Genomic DNA, 16,324 nt, shown 5'->3' with positions numbered 1-16,324 from the left:
TGAAGTGCTGGATATCCGCCTGGTGGACGCCGCCGGAAACACCTCGACCCCGCTGCCATTCGATGCACCGGACATCACCGCGCCGGCTGCCGTCAGCGACATCGTGGTCGGCACGGGTGGCCTGGCCCTGAGCGGCCGTGGCGAAGTGGGGGCCAGCGTCGAAGTGCGTGACGCCCTCGGCATGGTCATTGGCACCGGCACTGTCTTGGCCAACGGCACCTTCCTGATCGACCTCGACCCGGCGGCACTGCCAGGCGAGCGCCTGAGCCTGGTGCAGACCGACGCGAGCGGCAACGCCTCCGAAGCCCTGCAATTCGATGTCCCTGTGACCACCGCGCCGGCCAGCCCGAGCGAGCTGGTGGTCGCCGAAGACGGCACCAGCATCAGCGGGTCCGCCCCGGTCGGCAGCCGCGTGGAGGTCCACGATGCTGACGGCAACGTGGTCGGCAGCGTGGTGGTCGGCGCCGAAGGCACCTTCACCGTCGTGCTCACGCCAGCACAAGCCAACGGCGAACTGCTGGATGTAGTGGCAATCGACAGCACCGGCGCATCGTCCCTGCCGGTACAAGTCAACGCACCGGACATCACTGCGCCTATCACACCTACCGAACTGGCCGTCAGCACCGATGGCAGCGTGGTCACCGGGCGTGCCGAAGTGGGCAGCACAGTGCGCGTCCTGGCGGCCGATGGCACCGAGCTGGGTAGCGTTCTGGTGGGCCCGAGCGGTGCCTTCAGCATTACCCTTACCCCGGCACAGGTCGATGGCGAACAGCTGCAAGTCACGGCCACCGATACCGCAGGCAATACCTCGACGGCCGGCAGCGTTACCGCACCAGATATCGACAATGGCGACACCACGCCACCGGAGCCGGCCACCAACCTGGTGGTCAGCAATGATGGGCTTACCCTCTCTGGCCGCGGCGAACCTGGCGCGACCGTGGAGGTTCGCAACGATCAGGGCCAGGTGGTGGTCACGGGAACGGTACAACCCGGTGGCGACTTCACCGTGCAGCTGCCCCCCTCGGTTGCAGACGGCTCGTCGCTGCAGGTGACCTTGACCGATGCCGCTGGCAATACCTCGCAACCGAGCTCGGTGCTCACGCCAGACCTCGCCGCGCCGCTGCAACCTACCGACCTTGTCCTCAGCGAGGGCATCAGCCTGACCGGTAGCGCCGAACCTGGCGCCCGAGTGAACGTCCACGACGCGTCAGGCAACTTGATCGGCAGCGCCATCGCCGAACCCGACGGCACCTTCACCCTCACCCTGGACCCGATCCAGGCCAATGGCGAAACCTTGGCCATCACCGTGGTCGATGCCGCGGGTAACACCTCGGTGCCACTGAGTTACGTGGCAGCGGACATCACCGCACCGGCGATCATCACTGACGTCGTGGCGGGTGCCGGCAGCCTGGCGGTCTCCGGCCGCGGCGAAGCCGGCGCCAAAGTGGAGGTGAAAGATACCGATGGCACGGTCATCGGCACCGGCACCGTCGCCCCGAACGGCACCTTCGTGGTCGACCTCGAAACGCCGCTGGCGGCAGGCCAGGCCATCGTCCTGGTGCAAACCGATGCTGCGGGTAATGAGTCGGTGGGCATCGCCGTCATCGTTGCCGATGCACCGCTGCCCGAAAGCCCGAGCGGGCTGGTGCTGGCAGCCGACGGCTCGTCCATCAGCGGCAGTGCCCCTGCGGGCACGCAGGTCGAGGTGCGCGACGCACAGGGTAATGTGCTGGGCAGTGCCCAGGCCGGCCCTGGTGGCGCCTTCACCATCGGCCTCACGCCAGCGCAGGCCAACGGCGAAACACTGGATGTAGTCGCCATCGATGCCGATGGCAACAACTCACTGCCGACCCAGATCATTGCCCCTGATATCACCCCGCCGAACCAGGCCAGCGACCTGCAACTGAGCGCCGATGGCAGCACCCTCACAGGTCGCGGTGAGCCTGGCACCACCGTGCAGGTCACCAACGCCCAGGGCGATGTGCTGGGCAACGCCCAAGTGGGTGCCAATGGCGTCATCAGCGTGGTCCTGACCCCGCCGCAAACCGACGGCCAGGAATTGGACGTGACCCTGCGCGACGCCGCGGGCAACACCTCTACCGCAACCGTCAACGCGCCCGACCTGGACGGCCCGCTGCAGCCTTCGGGCCTGGCCATCGACACCAACGGCCTCCACCTCACCGGGCAGGGCCAGAGCGGCTCGACCATCACCGTGCGTGCAGAAGATGGCACCATTCTGGGCACCACCACGGTGGGTGGCGACGGCCGCTTCGACGTCACCCTCAACCAGCCTCAGCGCAATGGCGAAAGCCTGACCGTTGACGCCACCGACAGCCTCGGCAACAGCGCAGGCCCGGTCAACTTCACAGCGCCTGATACCACGCCACCGCAAGCGGTTGGCGAGGTAGCCATTGATGGCGCGGGCCTGACCGTCACCGGCACCGGTGAACCCGATGCAACTGTGACCGTACGCGCGCCGGATGGCAGCGTGCTGGGCACCGTTGTGGTCGGCGCTAACGGCGCGTTCGAAATCACCCTGGACCCGCCGCAAACCAACGGCCAGGCACTGACCGTGGAACAACGCGACCCAACCGGCAACCTGTCCACCGCCGTCACCCTGCCGGCACCCGACAGCGAGGCACCGGATACCCCGACCGGCACCACGTTGTCCGCTGATGGCCGAACCCTCACCGGCACCGGTGAACCCGGTGCGACGGTAACTGTGACCGGCACGGCTGGCGCAGTCGTGGGCACCGCCGTGGTCGAGGCCGATGGCAGCTTCCGCGTGACCATCGACCCGCCACAGCTCAATGGCCAGACCCTGTCCGTCACCCAGGCCGACAGCGCCGGCAATGACTCCCCCGCCGCCCTCGTGACCGCACCTGATCTCGAGGCACCGGAAGCTGCGCAAGGCCTGGGCCTGGACCCGACAGGCACGGAACTCAGCGGCCAGGGCGAACCCGGCAGCACTGTGGAAGTACGCAACGCTGCCGGGGACTTGCTGGGCACCATCCCGGTGAATGGCGACGGCACCTTCACCGTCACCCTCACACCCGCCCAGACCAACGGCGAAGTGCTGTCGGTGGTATTGATCGATAACGACGGCAATGCCTCGCCATCGGCCACCTTCACGGCCGACGACAGTACGGCACCCACCGCGCCGGCCGGGCTTACCATTACCCCGGGCGGCAACGCCATCCAGGGTACCGGTGAGGCAGGTTCGACCGTCGAAGTGCGCGCCCCTGACGGCAGCCTCTTGGGCTCTGTGGTTGTGCCAGCAGGCGGTAACTTCACGGTGCCGCTGTCCCCTGCGCAACTCGATGGCCAGGCGCTGGAGGTCACCTTGACCGACGCCGCGGGCAACGAGTCCCTGCCCACCCAGATCATTGCACCGGACATCACCCCGCCGGCACTGCCCACCGAGGTGGAGGTCAGCCCGGATGGCACCACCGTGACCGGCAACGCGCCGGGCGCAACGACGGTGACGGTGCGGGATGCAGCCGGCAACGAGACCACCGAGCCGGTGAACCCTGACGGCAGCTTCAGCGTGACGCTGCCGACTCCGCAGACCAACGGTGAACCCGTGACCGTGGTAGTCAGCGACGGGGCCAACAGCTCTGCGCCCATCACCGTCACGGCACCCGATACCACCGACCCACTCCCGGCCACGGGGGTCACCGTCAGCCCGGATGGCAGCGTGGTCGGCGGCGGCGCCGAACCTGGCAGTACAGTCGTTATCCGCAACCCGGATGGCAGTGAACGCGGCAGCGAAACCGTCGGGCCGGATGGCACCTTCGTGGTACCCGTCACGCCGCCACTGGCGGAGGGCGAAACCGTCGACGTGGTGGTGATCGACCCTGCCGGCAACGAGTCCACCCCCGTTTCGCTGGACGGCCCGGATGGCACCGAAGCCGTTACCCCAAGCGGCCTTGCCATCAGCGCCGACGGCTTCCTGCTCACCGGCCAAGGCACCGTCGGGTCACTGATCACCGTGACCTCGGGCGGCATTACCCTGGGCACGGCAACGGTGGGTAGCGATGGCACCTTCCGGGTGTTCTTCCAGAATGCCCAGCTCAATGGCGAGACCTTGGTGGTCACCGCGCGCACCACGGTCGATGGCGACCCATCGGTACCCGCCACCCTCGTGGCCAACGACACCACCGCGCCAGCCGCCCCGATCGTGGATGGCATCGACCGCACCGGCAGCACGCTGACCGGCCATGGCGAAGTGGGTGCGACCGTACGTGTGGTCAATGCCCAAGGCGACGTGCTTGGCACTGCCACCGTCGGCAGCAATGGCTTGTTCAGCATCAGCTTCGCGCCACCGCTGACCAATGCCCAGAACCTGATCGTCACCCAGGCCGATGCGGCCGGTAACGTGTCGCTCGCAGCCACCTTGCAGGCCCCTGACCTGCAGGCGCCGCTGGCGGCCAGCAACCTCAGCCTCAACAGCGCGGCCACCGTGCTCAGCGGCGAAGGTGAGGCCGGTGCCACCGTCACCGTACGCGATGCCAGCGGCGCCATTCTGGCCACCGGCACCGTCAACCAACTCGGCCAGTTCCAGATCACCCTGCCGAGTGCGCAAACCAGCGGCAGCCCGCTGCAGGTCACGCTCAGCGACGCCGCCGGCAACATTTCTGGCCCGGCCAGCCTGGCGACGCCAGACCGCACGCCGCCTGCAGCCATCAGCAACCCCGTACTGAGCCAGGACGGCAAGCAGCTATCGGGCAGCGGTGAGGCAGGCGCCACCGTCCAGGTGCGCAATGCCGCCGGGACTGTGCTCGGCACGGCCGTGGTCGGGGCCGATGGCCGCTTCACGGTGGTCTTCGACACCCCGCAAGCCACCGGCCAGGCCATCGGCGTCACGCAGGTGGATGCGGCTGGCAATACCTCGCCAGCAGTCAATGTCACCACCCCTGACCTGACCCCGCCAGCGCCGCTGACCAATGTGGTGCTGAACAACAACGGCCTGACCCTGACCGGCCTCGGCGAAGCCGGCGCCACCGTCACCGTGCGCGGCCCGGATGGCACCATCATCGGTACCGGCCTGGTAAGCGCTAACGGCAGCTTCACCCTGACCCTGGACAACGCTCAACTCAACGCCCAGCACTTGAGCGTGACCCAGACCGACGCAGGCAATAACACCTCCACCGCCGTGGCGGTCACCGCGCCGGACTTCACCCCACCGCCTGCCCCAACCGCGCTGGCCTTGGCCGCCACTGGCCTGCAGTTGACCGGCAGTGCGGAAGCCGGCAGTACCGTGACCGTGCGCGATGCCGCTGGCAACGTGCTGGGCACTGCGGTAGCTGGCAGCAACGGCACTTTCCAGGTCACCCTGAACAGTGCCCAGACCAATGGCCAGACCTTGCAGGTAACCGCCACCGATGCCGCAGGCAACGTGTCGCCGGCCGCGCCGTACACCGCAGCCGATACCACGCCACCCGCCGCAGTCGCCAACCTGGCGGTCTCCGCCAATGGCGCGACCCTCACCGGTACCGGCGAAGCCAACGCCACGGTCACCGTTCGCGCACCGGACGGTACCGCACTGGGCACGGCCACGGTGGGCGCCGATGGCAGCTTCACGGTCAACCTGTCACCTGCCGCCATCACCGGCGAAAGCCTCAGCGTGGTGCAGGCCGATGCCGCGCAGAACGTTTCACCTGCACAAACCGTCACCGCACCGGGCATCCTGGCGCCAGAGACGCCCGACAACCTGGTACTGGCCGCTGATGGCCTGGTAGTAACCGGCACGGCAACGCCAGGCAGCACGGTCACTGTCTACGGCCCCAACGGCGTATTGCTGGGCACAGCCCCGGTCGCCAACGACGGCACCTTCACGGTCAACCTCGGCAGCGTCCAGGCCAACGGCGAAGTGCTGCATGTGAGTGCGGTAGGCACCGATGGCAGCACGTCGCTGCCAGCCACCCTGCAGGCACCGGACACCACGGCACCGCTGCCACTGGCCAACGTCGTGCTGTCCAGCGATGGGCTGGTCCTCAGTGGCCGCGGCGAGCCGGGTGCCACCGTCTCCGTGATCGGTGAAGGTGGCGTCGACCTCGGCACCGGGGTGGTCGATGCCAATGGCAACTTCAGCATCAACCTGGGCAGCGCGCAGATCAATGGCGAACAGCTCAGCGCCAGCCAGTCCGATGCCGCCGGCAACGAATCCAACAGCATCAGCCTTATCGCGCCGGACCGCGTGGCGCCCGATGCCGCCGAGAACCTGGCCTTTGCCGGTGGCGGCAGCCTGCTCAACGGTACCGGCGAAGCGGGCAGCACTGTGCGCGTGCTGGCCGCCGATGGCAGCGTGCTGGGCACTGCGGTGGTGCGTGGCGACGGCAGCTTCCAGGTCGACCTCAACGCGCCTCAGGCCAACGGCCAGCAAGTGCAAGTCGTGCTGACCGATGCCGCTGGCAACCAGTCGGCTGCCAGCCCAATCACCGCGCCGGATACCACCCCACCCACCGCGCCAACCGAGCTGGCTATTTCCAGCGATGGCATCACCCTCACCGGCCGCGGCGAGGTCGGCGCGCTGTTGATCGTCACCGGGCCAGATGGCAGCGAGGTTGGCAGGGCCACTGTCGATGCCAGCGGCCATTTCACCGTGATCCTCAGCCCGGCACTGGGTAACAGCGAGCTGCTCAGCTTCACCCAGACCGACACTGCCGGCAACGTGTCGCCAGCAGCTACCCTGCTGACGCCAGACTTCACCCCACCCGCCGCGCTCACCGATGTCGACATCTCGCTCGACGGCAGCGTGGTCATCGGCCTGGGCGAAGCCGGTGCAACCGTCACCGTCAGCAACGCCGCAGGCGCGGTGCTGGGCTCTGGAATCGTACTGGCCGACGGCAGCTTCCGTGTCGAACTGACACCGCCACAAATCAACTACGAAATCCTGTCGGTACAGCAAGCCGACCCACCCGGCAACATCAGTGCGCCGGTCAACGTCCGGGCGCCGGACCTCACGCCACCGGAGGCCGCGACCGAACTGCGGCTCAACGCAGCGGGCGATCTGCTCAGCGGCGTCGGCGAAGCGGGTGCGACCGTTAGGGTCTATGTTGGCATCACGCAAATCGGCACGGTCCAGGTGGACGCGGACGGTACGTTCCAGGTCAACCTGAGCTCGGCGCAGCTCAACGGGCAGGTGCTGCAAGTGACCCTGACCGATGGCCGCGGCAACATCTCGCCGATCAGCACGACCACGGCAGTAGACATCACACCGCCCGCCTCGGTGATCGCCACGATCAACGACAGCGGCACCCAGCTGATCGGCACCGGCGAACCCGGCTCACGGGTCACCGTGGTCAACAACCAGGGCGACCTGCTTGGCCAGGTCTCGGTCGACCCGGACGGCACCTTCGTGCTCGACCTGAACGCGGCGCAAATCAACGGCGAAGTGCTGACCCTCATCGCCCAGGACGCCACCGGCAACCCGTCTGCGCCACTGCAAGTGACCGCGCCAGACCTGACGCCACCGGTACAGCCGAGCGACCTGCTGCTCAACCCGGCCGGCACCTCGATGACCGGTACCGCCGAAGCGGGTACCACCGTCACCGTTCGCGGGCCGAACAACAATGTGGTCGGCGAGGTGGAAGTCCCTGCAAACGGCCAGTTCACCGTCACCATCAACCCAGCCCAAAACAACGGCCAACTGCTGACTGTGGTGTCCACCGACGATGCCGGCAACAGCTCGCTGCCTGCCAGCTACCAGACCAACGACACCTCGCCACCTGCCGTGGTCACAGACATGGCCATCAACAACACCTTCGACGTGCTGACCGGTAAAGGCGAGCCGAATGCGATCGTCACCGTCAGCCGCGGTGGCACTGTGCTGGGCACTGGCCAAGTGGATGCGGCCGGCAACTTCCAGGTCACGCTGGTACCGCCTGCGGGTATTCTGGCTACGCTGGGGGTGACGCAATCTGACGGCTTCAACACCTCCGCGGTCGCGACCTATGTCACGCCATTGGTAGCACCGCCCGTGCCGCCAACCAACGTGACCCTGGGCAGCGATGGCCTGACCTTGCAGGGCAATGCGCCGAGCGGCGTCGGTATCCGAGTCTACGATGCCGCCGGCAACCTGATCGGCACCGGCGGGGCCACCCTCAATGGCACCTTCACCCTGCAACTGAACGCGGCGCAGCTCAACGGCCAGCACCTGACCGTGACGGCTGTGGCGCTGGTGGGCGGCGAATCGCAACCGACCTTCGTGCAGGCCGCCGACATCACGCCACCGGCCAACCCGGTGGTGACCGGCCTGTCTGCCAACGGCCTGGTACTGAGTGGTACCGGTGAAGCCGGGGCCACGGTAACCGTGCGCGACGCCAGCAACAACGTGCTCGGCACTGGGCAAGTGAATGCCGGTGGCGCGTTCAGCATCAACCTCAATACCCCGCAGCTCAACGGCCAGGTATTGGGCGTGAGCCAGGCTGACGCGGCAGGCAACGTGTCTGGCAGCACCAGCGTCACCGCCATCGACGTGCAGCCACCGGCCGCGCCGACCAACCTGGTCATCAATGGCGCTGGCACCGAGCTCACAGGGCGTGGCGAGGCGGGTGCAACCGTGACCGTGCAAGGCCCGAACGGCCCGCTGGGCTCGGCCGTGGTTCAAGCCGATGGCACGTTCACCATCACCCTGACCACACAGCAAAACGATGGACAACTGCTGGTGGTGCGCCAGTCCGACCCTACCGGCAACCTGTCCAGCAGCGTCAACGTGACGGCGCCGGACACCACACCGCCAGCCGCGCCGCTGGCCACCATCAACGCCAACGGTACGGCCGTCAGCGGCTCTGGCCAGGTCGGCAGCACCGTGACGGTGCGCAACGGCGCAGGCACTGTCATCGGCACGGCCACGGTGGGCAGCAACGGCCTGTTCGTGGTCAGCCTGACTGCGGCGCAGATCGACAACCAGGCCTTGAGCGTCACCCTCACCGACGGTGCAGGCAATGTCTCGACCGGCACTGCGCTCACCGCACCGGACCTGACCCCGCCTGCAGTCGCCGGCAACCTGGCGATCAGCGCCGACGGCAGCACCCTCACCGGTAGCGGCGAAGTGGGCGCCACCGTCACCGTGCGCAGTGCCAACGGCACCGTGCTGCAAACGGCGGTGGTGCAACCGGACGGCAACTTCACCGTGACCCTGAGCCCGCCTCAGGACAACGGCCAGTTGCTGTCGGTGACCCTCAGCGACGGGCGCGGCAACGTGTCCGGTAACGTCAACATCACCGCACCAGACGTCGATGCCAACGCCCCGGTAATCGCCAGCGACAACCTGGTGACCGCCGAGGTCAACCTGGCACCGGTGGTCAGCTCGCGCAGCTATCAGGACAGCTTCACCACCTTGCTGGCAGGCTTCACCAAGACCTACACCTGGACCGTCGGTGCCGGCACTACCGTGGACCCGACGCTGACCCTGACCACCAGCAGCGCACTGTCGCTGCTCGACAACGCCACCTTCACCCTGCAAGTGAAGAACGCTGCCGGCAACTGGGTGACCTTGGCCACGGGCACCAGCCAGGGCCTGCTCGACCTCATCCTGCTGCCGCTGGGCCAGGGCCTTCGTGTCGACATCGGCGAGCTGCAGGCCGGTGACTATCGCCTGACGGTCGGCAGTGGCGGCATCGGCCTGGTCACCAACGTGACCACCACGCTGGACATCGAGACCACCAGCCTCACGCAGTTCACCGGCACCGGCACGGCAAAAACCGGCAACGTCATTACCGACGTTGGCACCGACGGCAGCGTCGATGCCCTTGGCCCGGACAGCGCCGCCGTGCTGCAGGTGATGAAGAACGGCAGCTATGTGTCGGCGGGCAGCGCCACCACGGTGCAGGGCCTGTACGGCACCCTGGTGATCCGCGGTGACGGCAGCTACACCTACACGCCTAACGGCAGCCCCTCGAGCGTCGGCAAGGTCGATGTGTTCAGTTACCAGTTGCTGCACGCCAACGGCGCCTCCGATGCGGCCAACCTGTATGTGCGCATCGACAGCCCACAAGCCACGGAGATCTGGAGCGACACCAACTACAGTGCACCGGCCACAGTGCTCGACGCGGTCAACGACGCCGGCACCAGCCACCTCACCCTGGCCAACCGGGTGGACACCAGTACAGCCTCGCTGGGCACACTGGGCCTGCCTTTGATCGGCACACGCCAGGCCACCTACACCACCAGCGTTGCCGCCGACACCACGGCCAACCTGCAAGTGGTGGTCAACTCCACCAACTTGCTGAGCTTGCTCAATGGCACCACCATCGACCTGCTCAAACTCAACCCAGCGACCGGCCAGTACGTGCTGGTGCAGTCGGTCGGCGGCGGCTCGCTGATCAGCCTGCTCGGTGGTGGTGCGGGCTACACGTTCCAGAACCAGGGGGCAGGCACCTACCACGTGCGCGTCACCGCGGGCGGCATCGGCCTGGCCAGTTCGATCACCACCAGCGTCAACGCCACCACCACGCACCTGACCGAGTTCGTGGTCAGCGGCGCCACGGCGGTCACCGGCAACCTGTTGGCCGACGACAACCTTGGCTCGCCATTGACCGTGCTGAGTGTGATGACGGCGGCCAACACCTACACCATCCCGGGCTACAACGGGGTCAGTGTGGCGGGCAGCTACGGCACCCTGCTGGTGCAAGCAGACGGCAGCTACACCTACACCCTCAACGCCGGGCTGACCAATGCGGTGATTGGCCAGCATGAAACCTTCACCTACGAGCTGACCCACCCCAACGGCACCACCGACACCGCCAACCTGACCATCAGCCTGGACAACGCCGCCAACTTCACGGCCACCAGCTCGCTGCTGGCCGACAGCGGTGACGAAGGCGTGGCACTGGCCAGTCTCGCGGCCGTGGCCTCCAGCGAAGTGATTGCCGGCACCGATGGCAATGACCACCTCGATGGCAGCCAAGGCGGCCACATCACCCTGCTGGGTGGTGCGGGCGATGACACCCTGGTGGTGGTCGACCAGAACTTCGCCAGCGTCGAGGGTGGCAGTGGTAACGACACCCTGCTGTGGGGCGGCGGCGATGCCAGCATCGACCTGGGCAACCTGGTCGGACGGGTCCACGACATCGAAGTGATCGACCTCAACGACACCAGCTCGGTGGCGTTGACCCTGAACCTGGCGGACGTGGTCGCGATCACCGAAACCGGCAACGACACACTGGTCATCAAGGGGGATGAAAAGGACTCGGTTCACATGACGGACAACTGGGCGCTGGTCGGGAACCAAACTGCCGACGGCATCGACTATAACCAATACACGGCCCAGGAGGATCCGAGCCATCACCTGTGGGTGCAGAACGGTATCCATGTCGTCTGAGGCCGCTGCAATCCCGCCGGGCAATCGCCCGGCGGCAAGGACGAACAGCAGTAAGGGAACTATGTGAAGCGAAGCAGTCCGCTGTCACCGCTGTTGCTGGGGGCCTTCGGGCTCCTGGCCCTGAACTTCAACACGGCTGCCCAGGCAGCCGACGACATCGACCCACAACTGCGCCAGATCGGGCCTTCACTGCTACGTGATGCGCCCGACGCGGTGCCCGCCCGCCCACCTATCGGCATGGCCCCCGTCAGCAATGGCGACCGCCTCGGGCTGACCGAAGCGGTGCTGCAAGCCGCGCAATGGCACCCCAGCATCGCCGAGGCCATCGGCAACCTCTACAAGCAAGGCGAAGGCATCAACGTTGCCCGCGCCGGTTACTACCCGCAGATTTCCGGCGGTATCCGCACGGGCTATGACACCGGCTACGGCGGCGACCGCAACAGCCAGGCGCTCAACCTGTCGCTCAAGCAGATGCTCTACGACTTCGGCAAGGTCGACAGCGCCGTCAGCGCTGCCCAGGCCGCCGCCGCCCGCGCCCAGGCCAATATCCTTCTGGTGGTCGACGAACTGGCCCGCGACACCGCCTATGCCTGGGTCGAGACCCGCCGCTACGAGCAACTGATCACGATTGCCCGCGACCAGATCCGCGGGGTCGGCGACATCGCCGGCATGGCCCGCCAGCGCAGCGACATGGGCGCCAGCACCCGCTCCGACGTGGTGCAGGCCGAATCCCGGGTAGAAAGCGCCCGCGCCACCCTGGAGGAATACCAGTCACAGTACGAACGCTGGCGCTCGACCTTGGCGTCATTGCTCGGCCGGGTCACCCCGCCCATGCTCGCCGAAGAGTCGCCCCCTGAGCTGAACCAGGCCTGCAAGCGCCCACGGCAAGGTGATGATCGCCTGCCCGCCGTGTTGATGGCCTTGGCCCAGCGCGCCCAAGGCCAGGCCGAACTGGCCCAGGCCAAAGCCGAGGCCTACCCGACCGTGTCGCTGCAGCCGCAGGTCAACCACTACCTGGACAACGACTACAACCGCGACAACTCACGCATGGACCGCACCCAGGCGGGCATCTACCTGAACGTCGAGGTGCCCATCTACCAAGGCGGCGCCATCAGCGCCCGCACCCGCGCTGCGGGCCATTCGCTGACAGCCGCCGACTCGGCCGAAGATGCTGCACGCCTGCAGGCACGCCGTGGCCTGGCCGAGGCCATGGCGCAGACCTCGGGGCTGGGCCGTCGGCTGAGCTCACTCGAAGCCCGCCAGGTCAGCATTCAGGAGGCGCGCATGCTTTATGGCCGGCAGTACCTAGACCTTGGCACCCGGCCCCTGCTCGACCTGCTCAACGCCGAGCAGGAAATCTACCAGTCTCGTTTCGAACTCGCCGGCACCCGCTCCGACTTGCTGCGCCTGGATGTCGACTGCCTTTACAACACCGGCGCCCTGCGCACGGCCTTTGGCCTAGAGGGGCGTAACCTGCAAGGTGTGGAGATCCAGCCATGAACGAAACCGTCAATGTGACCCTGCCGAGCCAGGCCCCGGAGCAAACGGCCAATGCTCGCCCCGACCTGGGGCCTTGGCTTGAGGTCATGCTTCAGGTCGCGCACCACTATCGCCTGGACGTCTCGCCCCAGCGCATTCGCCTGGCGGCCGTCGAAGATGCCCGCCCGCTGGATGAGATTCTCCGCCACATGGCACGCCAGGCCGGCCTGGCGCTGCGCTTCGTGCGCTTCGATGCCAAAGGCCTGCGGCAGTGGCGCACGCCGCTGGTGCTGGAACTCGACGATGGCCAGTTGGCAGTGGTCGAATCGGTGACCGAAGAAGACGACCTGGCGGTGGTCTTCGCAGGCGACCAGGGCCTGACTTCGCGCCTGCCCCGCGACACGCTCAAGGGGCGCATCACCCGGGTCGCCCTGCTGCGCCCGGCGCGGCCATTGCGCGATGTGCGCACCGACGACTACACCGCCCCCTACGACCGCCACTGGTTCGCGCGTATCGTCCTGCGCGACCTGCGGCCCTATGGGCAGGTGATGGTCGCCTCGCTGGTGGCCAACGTGTTGGCCCTGGCCGGGGTGCTGTTTTCCATGCAGGTCTACGACCGGGTGATCCCCGCCGAATCCCTGCCAACGCTGTATGTGTTGTTTGGTGGCGTGGTGCTGGCGCTGGTGTTCGACTTCAGCATGCGCCTGCTGCGCCTGAAGGTCACCGACCTGCTGGGCAAACGCGCCGACTTGCGCGTCTCTGACCTGGTCTATGGCCATGCGCTGCGCCTGCGCAACTCGGTACGGCCCAAGTCCACCGGCTCGTTCATCTCGCAGTTGCGCGAGCTGGAGTCGATCCGTGACCTGATCACCTCGAGCACCGCCACCGCCCTGGCCGACCTGCCGTTCTTCCTGCTGTTTCTGTTCGTGTTCTGGCTGATCGGCGGCGTGCTGGTGTTCATCCCGCTGGTGGCGTTGCTGGCCATGGTGCTGCCCGGGCTGCTGGCGCAACGGCGCCTGGCACGCCTGGCCAATGCCTCGATGCGTGAGTCGGCGCTGCGTAACGCCATGCTGGTGGAAAGCATCCAGGGCCTGGACGAGATCAAGGCGCTGCAAGCCGAAGCCCGTTTCGAGCGGCAATGGAACCAGTACAACGCCGCCTGCGCCCACACCAACCTGCGCCTGCGCACCCTGACCAATGGCTTGGTGACCTGGACGCAGAACGTGCAGGGCGCGGTGTTCGCCGTGGTCATCGTCATCGGCGCACCGATGGTGATCGCCGGCGACCTCACCACCGGTAGCCTGGTGGCGGCGTCGATGCTGTCGTCGCGCATGATGGCGCCGCTGGCACAGCTGACCCATGTACTGACCCGCTGGCAACAGGCCAAGGTGGCCCTGCAGGGCTTGGACAAGTTGATGCAGTCACCGGTCGATCACCCTGAAAACGAAGCCCGCGTGCACCTGCCGGCCATCCGCGGCGAGTACCAGCTACGCCAGGCCAACTTCCGCTACAGCGCGGAGGCGCCTCCCGTCCTCACCATCGGCCAGCTGGACATCCAGCCGGGTGAACGCATCGCCGTGCTCGGCCGCAACGGTGCCGGCAAATCTACCTTGCTGCAGGCCCTGGGCGGCGCCATGGACCTGGTCCAGGGCGAAATCAACCTGGACGGCATCGCCCTGGCCCATCTCGACCCCGCCGACCTACGCCGCGATGTCGGCTTGCTGCCGCAATACTCACGGCTGTTTCACGGCACCCTGCGGGAAAACCTCACCCTGGGTGCCGGCCAGGCCAGTGACCAGGAGTTGGTCGCGGCGCTGGCCGCCACCGGCGCCCTGGAGTTCGTCCGCAGGCTACCCAAAGGTATGGACCACCTGATTCTGGAAGGCGGTGTCGGCTTGTCCGGCGGCCAACGCCAGGCCTTGGTGCTGTCGCGCCTGCTGGTGCGCCAGCCGCAGGTGCTGTTGCTGGACGAGCCGACCGCGTCCCTCGACGACATGACCGAACGCAAGTTGCTGGATAACCTCGACCGCTTCTGCCAGGGCCGCACCCTGGTAATCGCCACCCACCGCCTGAGCGTGCTGCAGCGGGTCGACCGGATTATCGTGCTGGATGGCGGCCGCATCGTCATCGACGACAACCGCGATGCCGCGTTGGCCAAACTGCAAGGAGCCCAGGCATGAGCAACCATGAACTCCCGGCGTCCTACCTGGACGGGCAGGACGACCAGGCGGTATTCCGCGCCGGCCGAATCATCACCATCTGTGCGCTGATGCTGGCAGCGTTCCTGGCCTGGGCGGCCTGGTTCGAAGTCACTGAAGTTTCCACCGGCACCGGCAAGGTGATCCCCAGTTCGCGCGAGCAGGTGATCCAGTCGTTCGAGGGTGGCATCGTCGCCCAGATGAGCGTGGCCGAAGGTGACCTGGTCGACCGCGGGCAGGTGCTGGCCCAGCTCGACCCAACCAAGACCGCCTCCAGCGTGGGCGAAAGTGAAGCCAAGTACCGCGCGGCCAAGGCCAGCCAGGCCCGCTTGCGTGCGGAGGTCACCGGCAAGCCGCTGGTGTTCCCCGACAGCCTGCGCGACTCCCCCGACCTGGTCGACGCCGAAACCGCGCTGTACCAGACCCGCCGCCGCGGCCTGGAGCAAACCCTGGCCGGTATCGACGATTCGCTGCAGCTGGTGCGCAGCGAACTGAAGATCACCGAGAACCTGGCGAAGATGGGCGCTTCAAGCCGCGTCGAGGTTATCCGCCTGAACCGACAGCGCTCGGAACTCGAGCTCAAGGCCAACGAAGCGCGCTCCGATTACCTGGTACGGGCCCGCGAAGAGCTGGCCAAGGCCAGCGCCGAGGCCGACAGCCTGTCCGAAGTGATCCGCGGGCGCAGCGACTCGCTGACCCGCCTGACCCTGCGCTCGCCGGTGCGCGGTATCGTCAAGGACATCGAGGTCAATACCTTGGGAGGTGTGGTCCAGCCCGGTGGGCAAGTGATGAAGATCGTGCCGATGGATGAACGCCTGCTGATCGAAACCCGCATTGCGCCCCGAGACATCGCCTTCATCCACCCCGACCAGGCCGCCAAGGTGAAGATCAGTGCCTATGACTACTCGGTGTATGGCGGGCTGGAGGGCAAGGTGGTCGGCATCTCGCCGGACACCCTGCAGGACGAGGTGAAGCCGGAGATCTACTACTACCGGGTGTTCATCCGCACCGAGCAGGACAGCCTGCAGAACAAGGCCGGCAAACACTTTGCGATCGTGCCCGGGATGATCGCCACGGTGGATATCCGCACGGGTGAAAAGACCATTCTGGATTACCTGATCAAGCCGTTGAACCGGGCCAGGGAAGCCCTGCGCGAACGCTGATGACCCGGTTATCCGATGCCCTGTAGGAGCAGCCTTGTGCTGCGAAGAGGCCGGTGAATACCCAGCAGTTAGTCATTGCTGTCACCGGCCTCTTCGCAGCACAAGGCTGCTCCTACACGGATTCGGCTGACAGGCTAAAGAGCCGGCTCGGCGGGCCG

Annotated in this window: 4 protein-coding genes; all 4 read left to right on the top strand. The window is 66.9% G+C overall.

Translation table 11 applies throughout. The annotated features are described in order from the left end of the window. The coding region (locus AC5PZ0_RS18270; protein ID WP_493855446.1) for a BapA/Bap/LapF family large adhesin at positions 1–11,326 on the top strand (11,326 nt) is incomplete at its 5' end. 63 nt (positions 11,327–11,389) lie between these two features. Continuing rightward, positions 11,390–12,826 carry a TolC family outer membrane protein gene (locus AC5PZ0_RS18265; RefSeq protein ID WP_493855445.1) on the top strand — a complete coding sequence of 479 codons (1,437 nt, stop codon included), beginning with the start codon at positions 11,390–11,392 and terminating at the stop codon, positions 12,824–12,826. Next, positions 12,823–14,985: a type I secretion system permease/ATPase gene (locus AC5PZ0_RS18260; protein WP_099452940.1), complete on the top strand. Its 2,163-nt coding sequence runs from the start codon at positions 12,823–12,825 to the stop codon at positions 14,983–14,985. The genes AC5PZ0_RS18265 and AC5PZ0_RS18260 overlap by 4 nt, the downstream gene beginning before the upstream one ends. Further along, the gene (locus tag AC5PZ0_RS18255) at positions 14,982–16,166 is read left to right on the top strand and encodes an HlyD family type I secretion periplasmic adaptor subunit (RefSeq protein WP_027595497.1); all 1,185 of its coding nucleotides are present in this window, start codon (positions 14,982–14,984) and stop codon (positions 16,164–16,166) included. Before AC5PZ0_RS18260 ends, AC5PZ0_RS18255 begins: the two co-directional genes overlap by 4 nt. Positions 16,167–16,324 lie beyond the last annotated feature (158 nt).

The organism is Pseudomonas sp. 5.2 (genome assembly GCF_059025405.1).
The sequence above is the reverse complement of the archived record's forward strand: the minus strand, read 5'-3'. Positions and strand labels throughout refer to the sequence as shown.

What these genes read in the sequence shown, in the direction of transcription:
- AC5PZ0_RS18260 (WP_099452940.1), top strand. Translation starts at nt 12,823, where the DNA reads ATGAACGAAACCGTCAATGTGACCCTGCCGAGCCAGGCCCCGGAGCAA.
- AC5PZ0_RS18255 (WP_027595497.1), top strand. Translation starts at nt 14,982, where the DNA reads ATGAGCAACCATGAACTCCCGGCGTCCTACCTGGACGGGCAGGACGAC.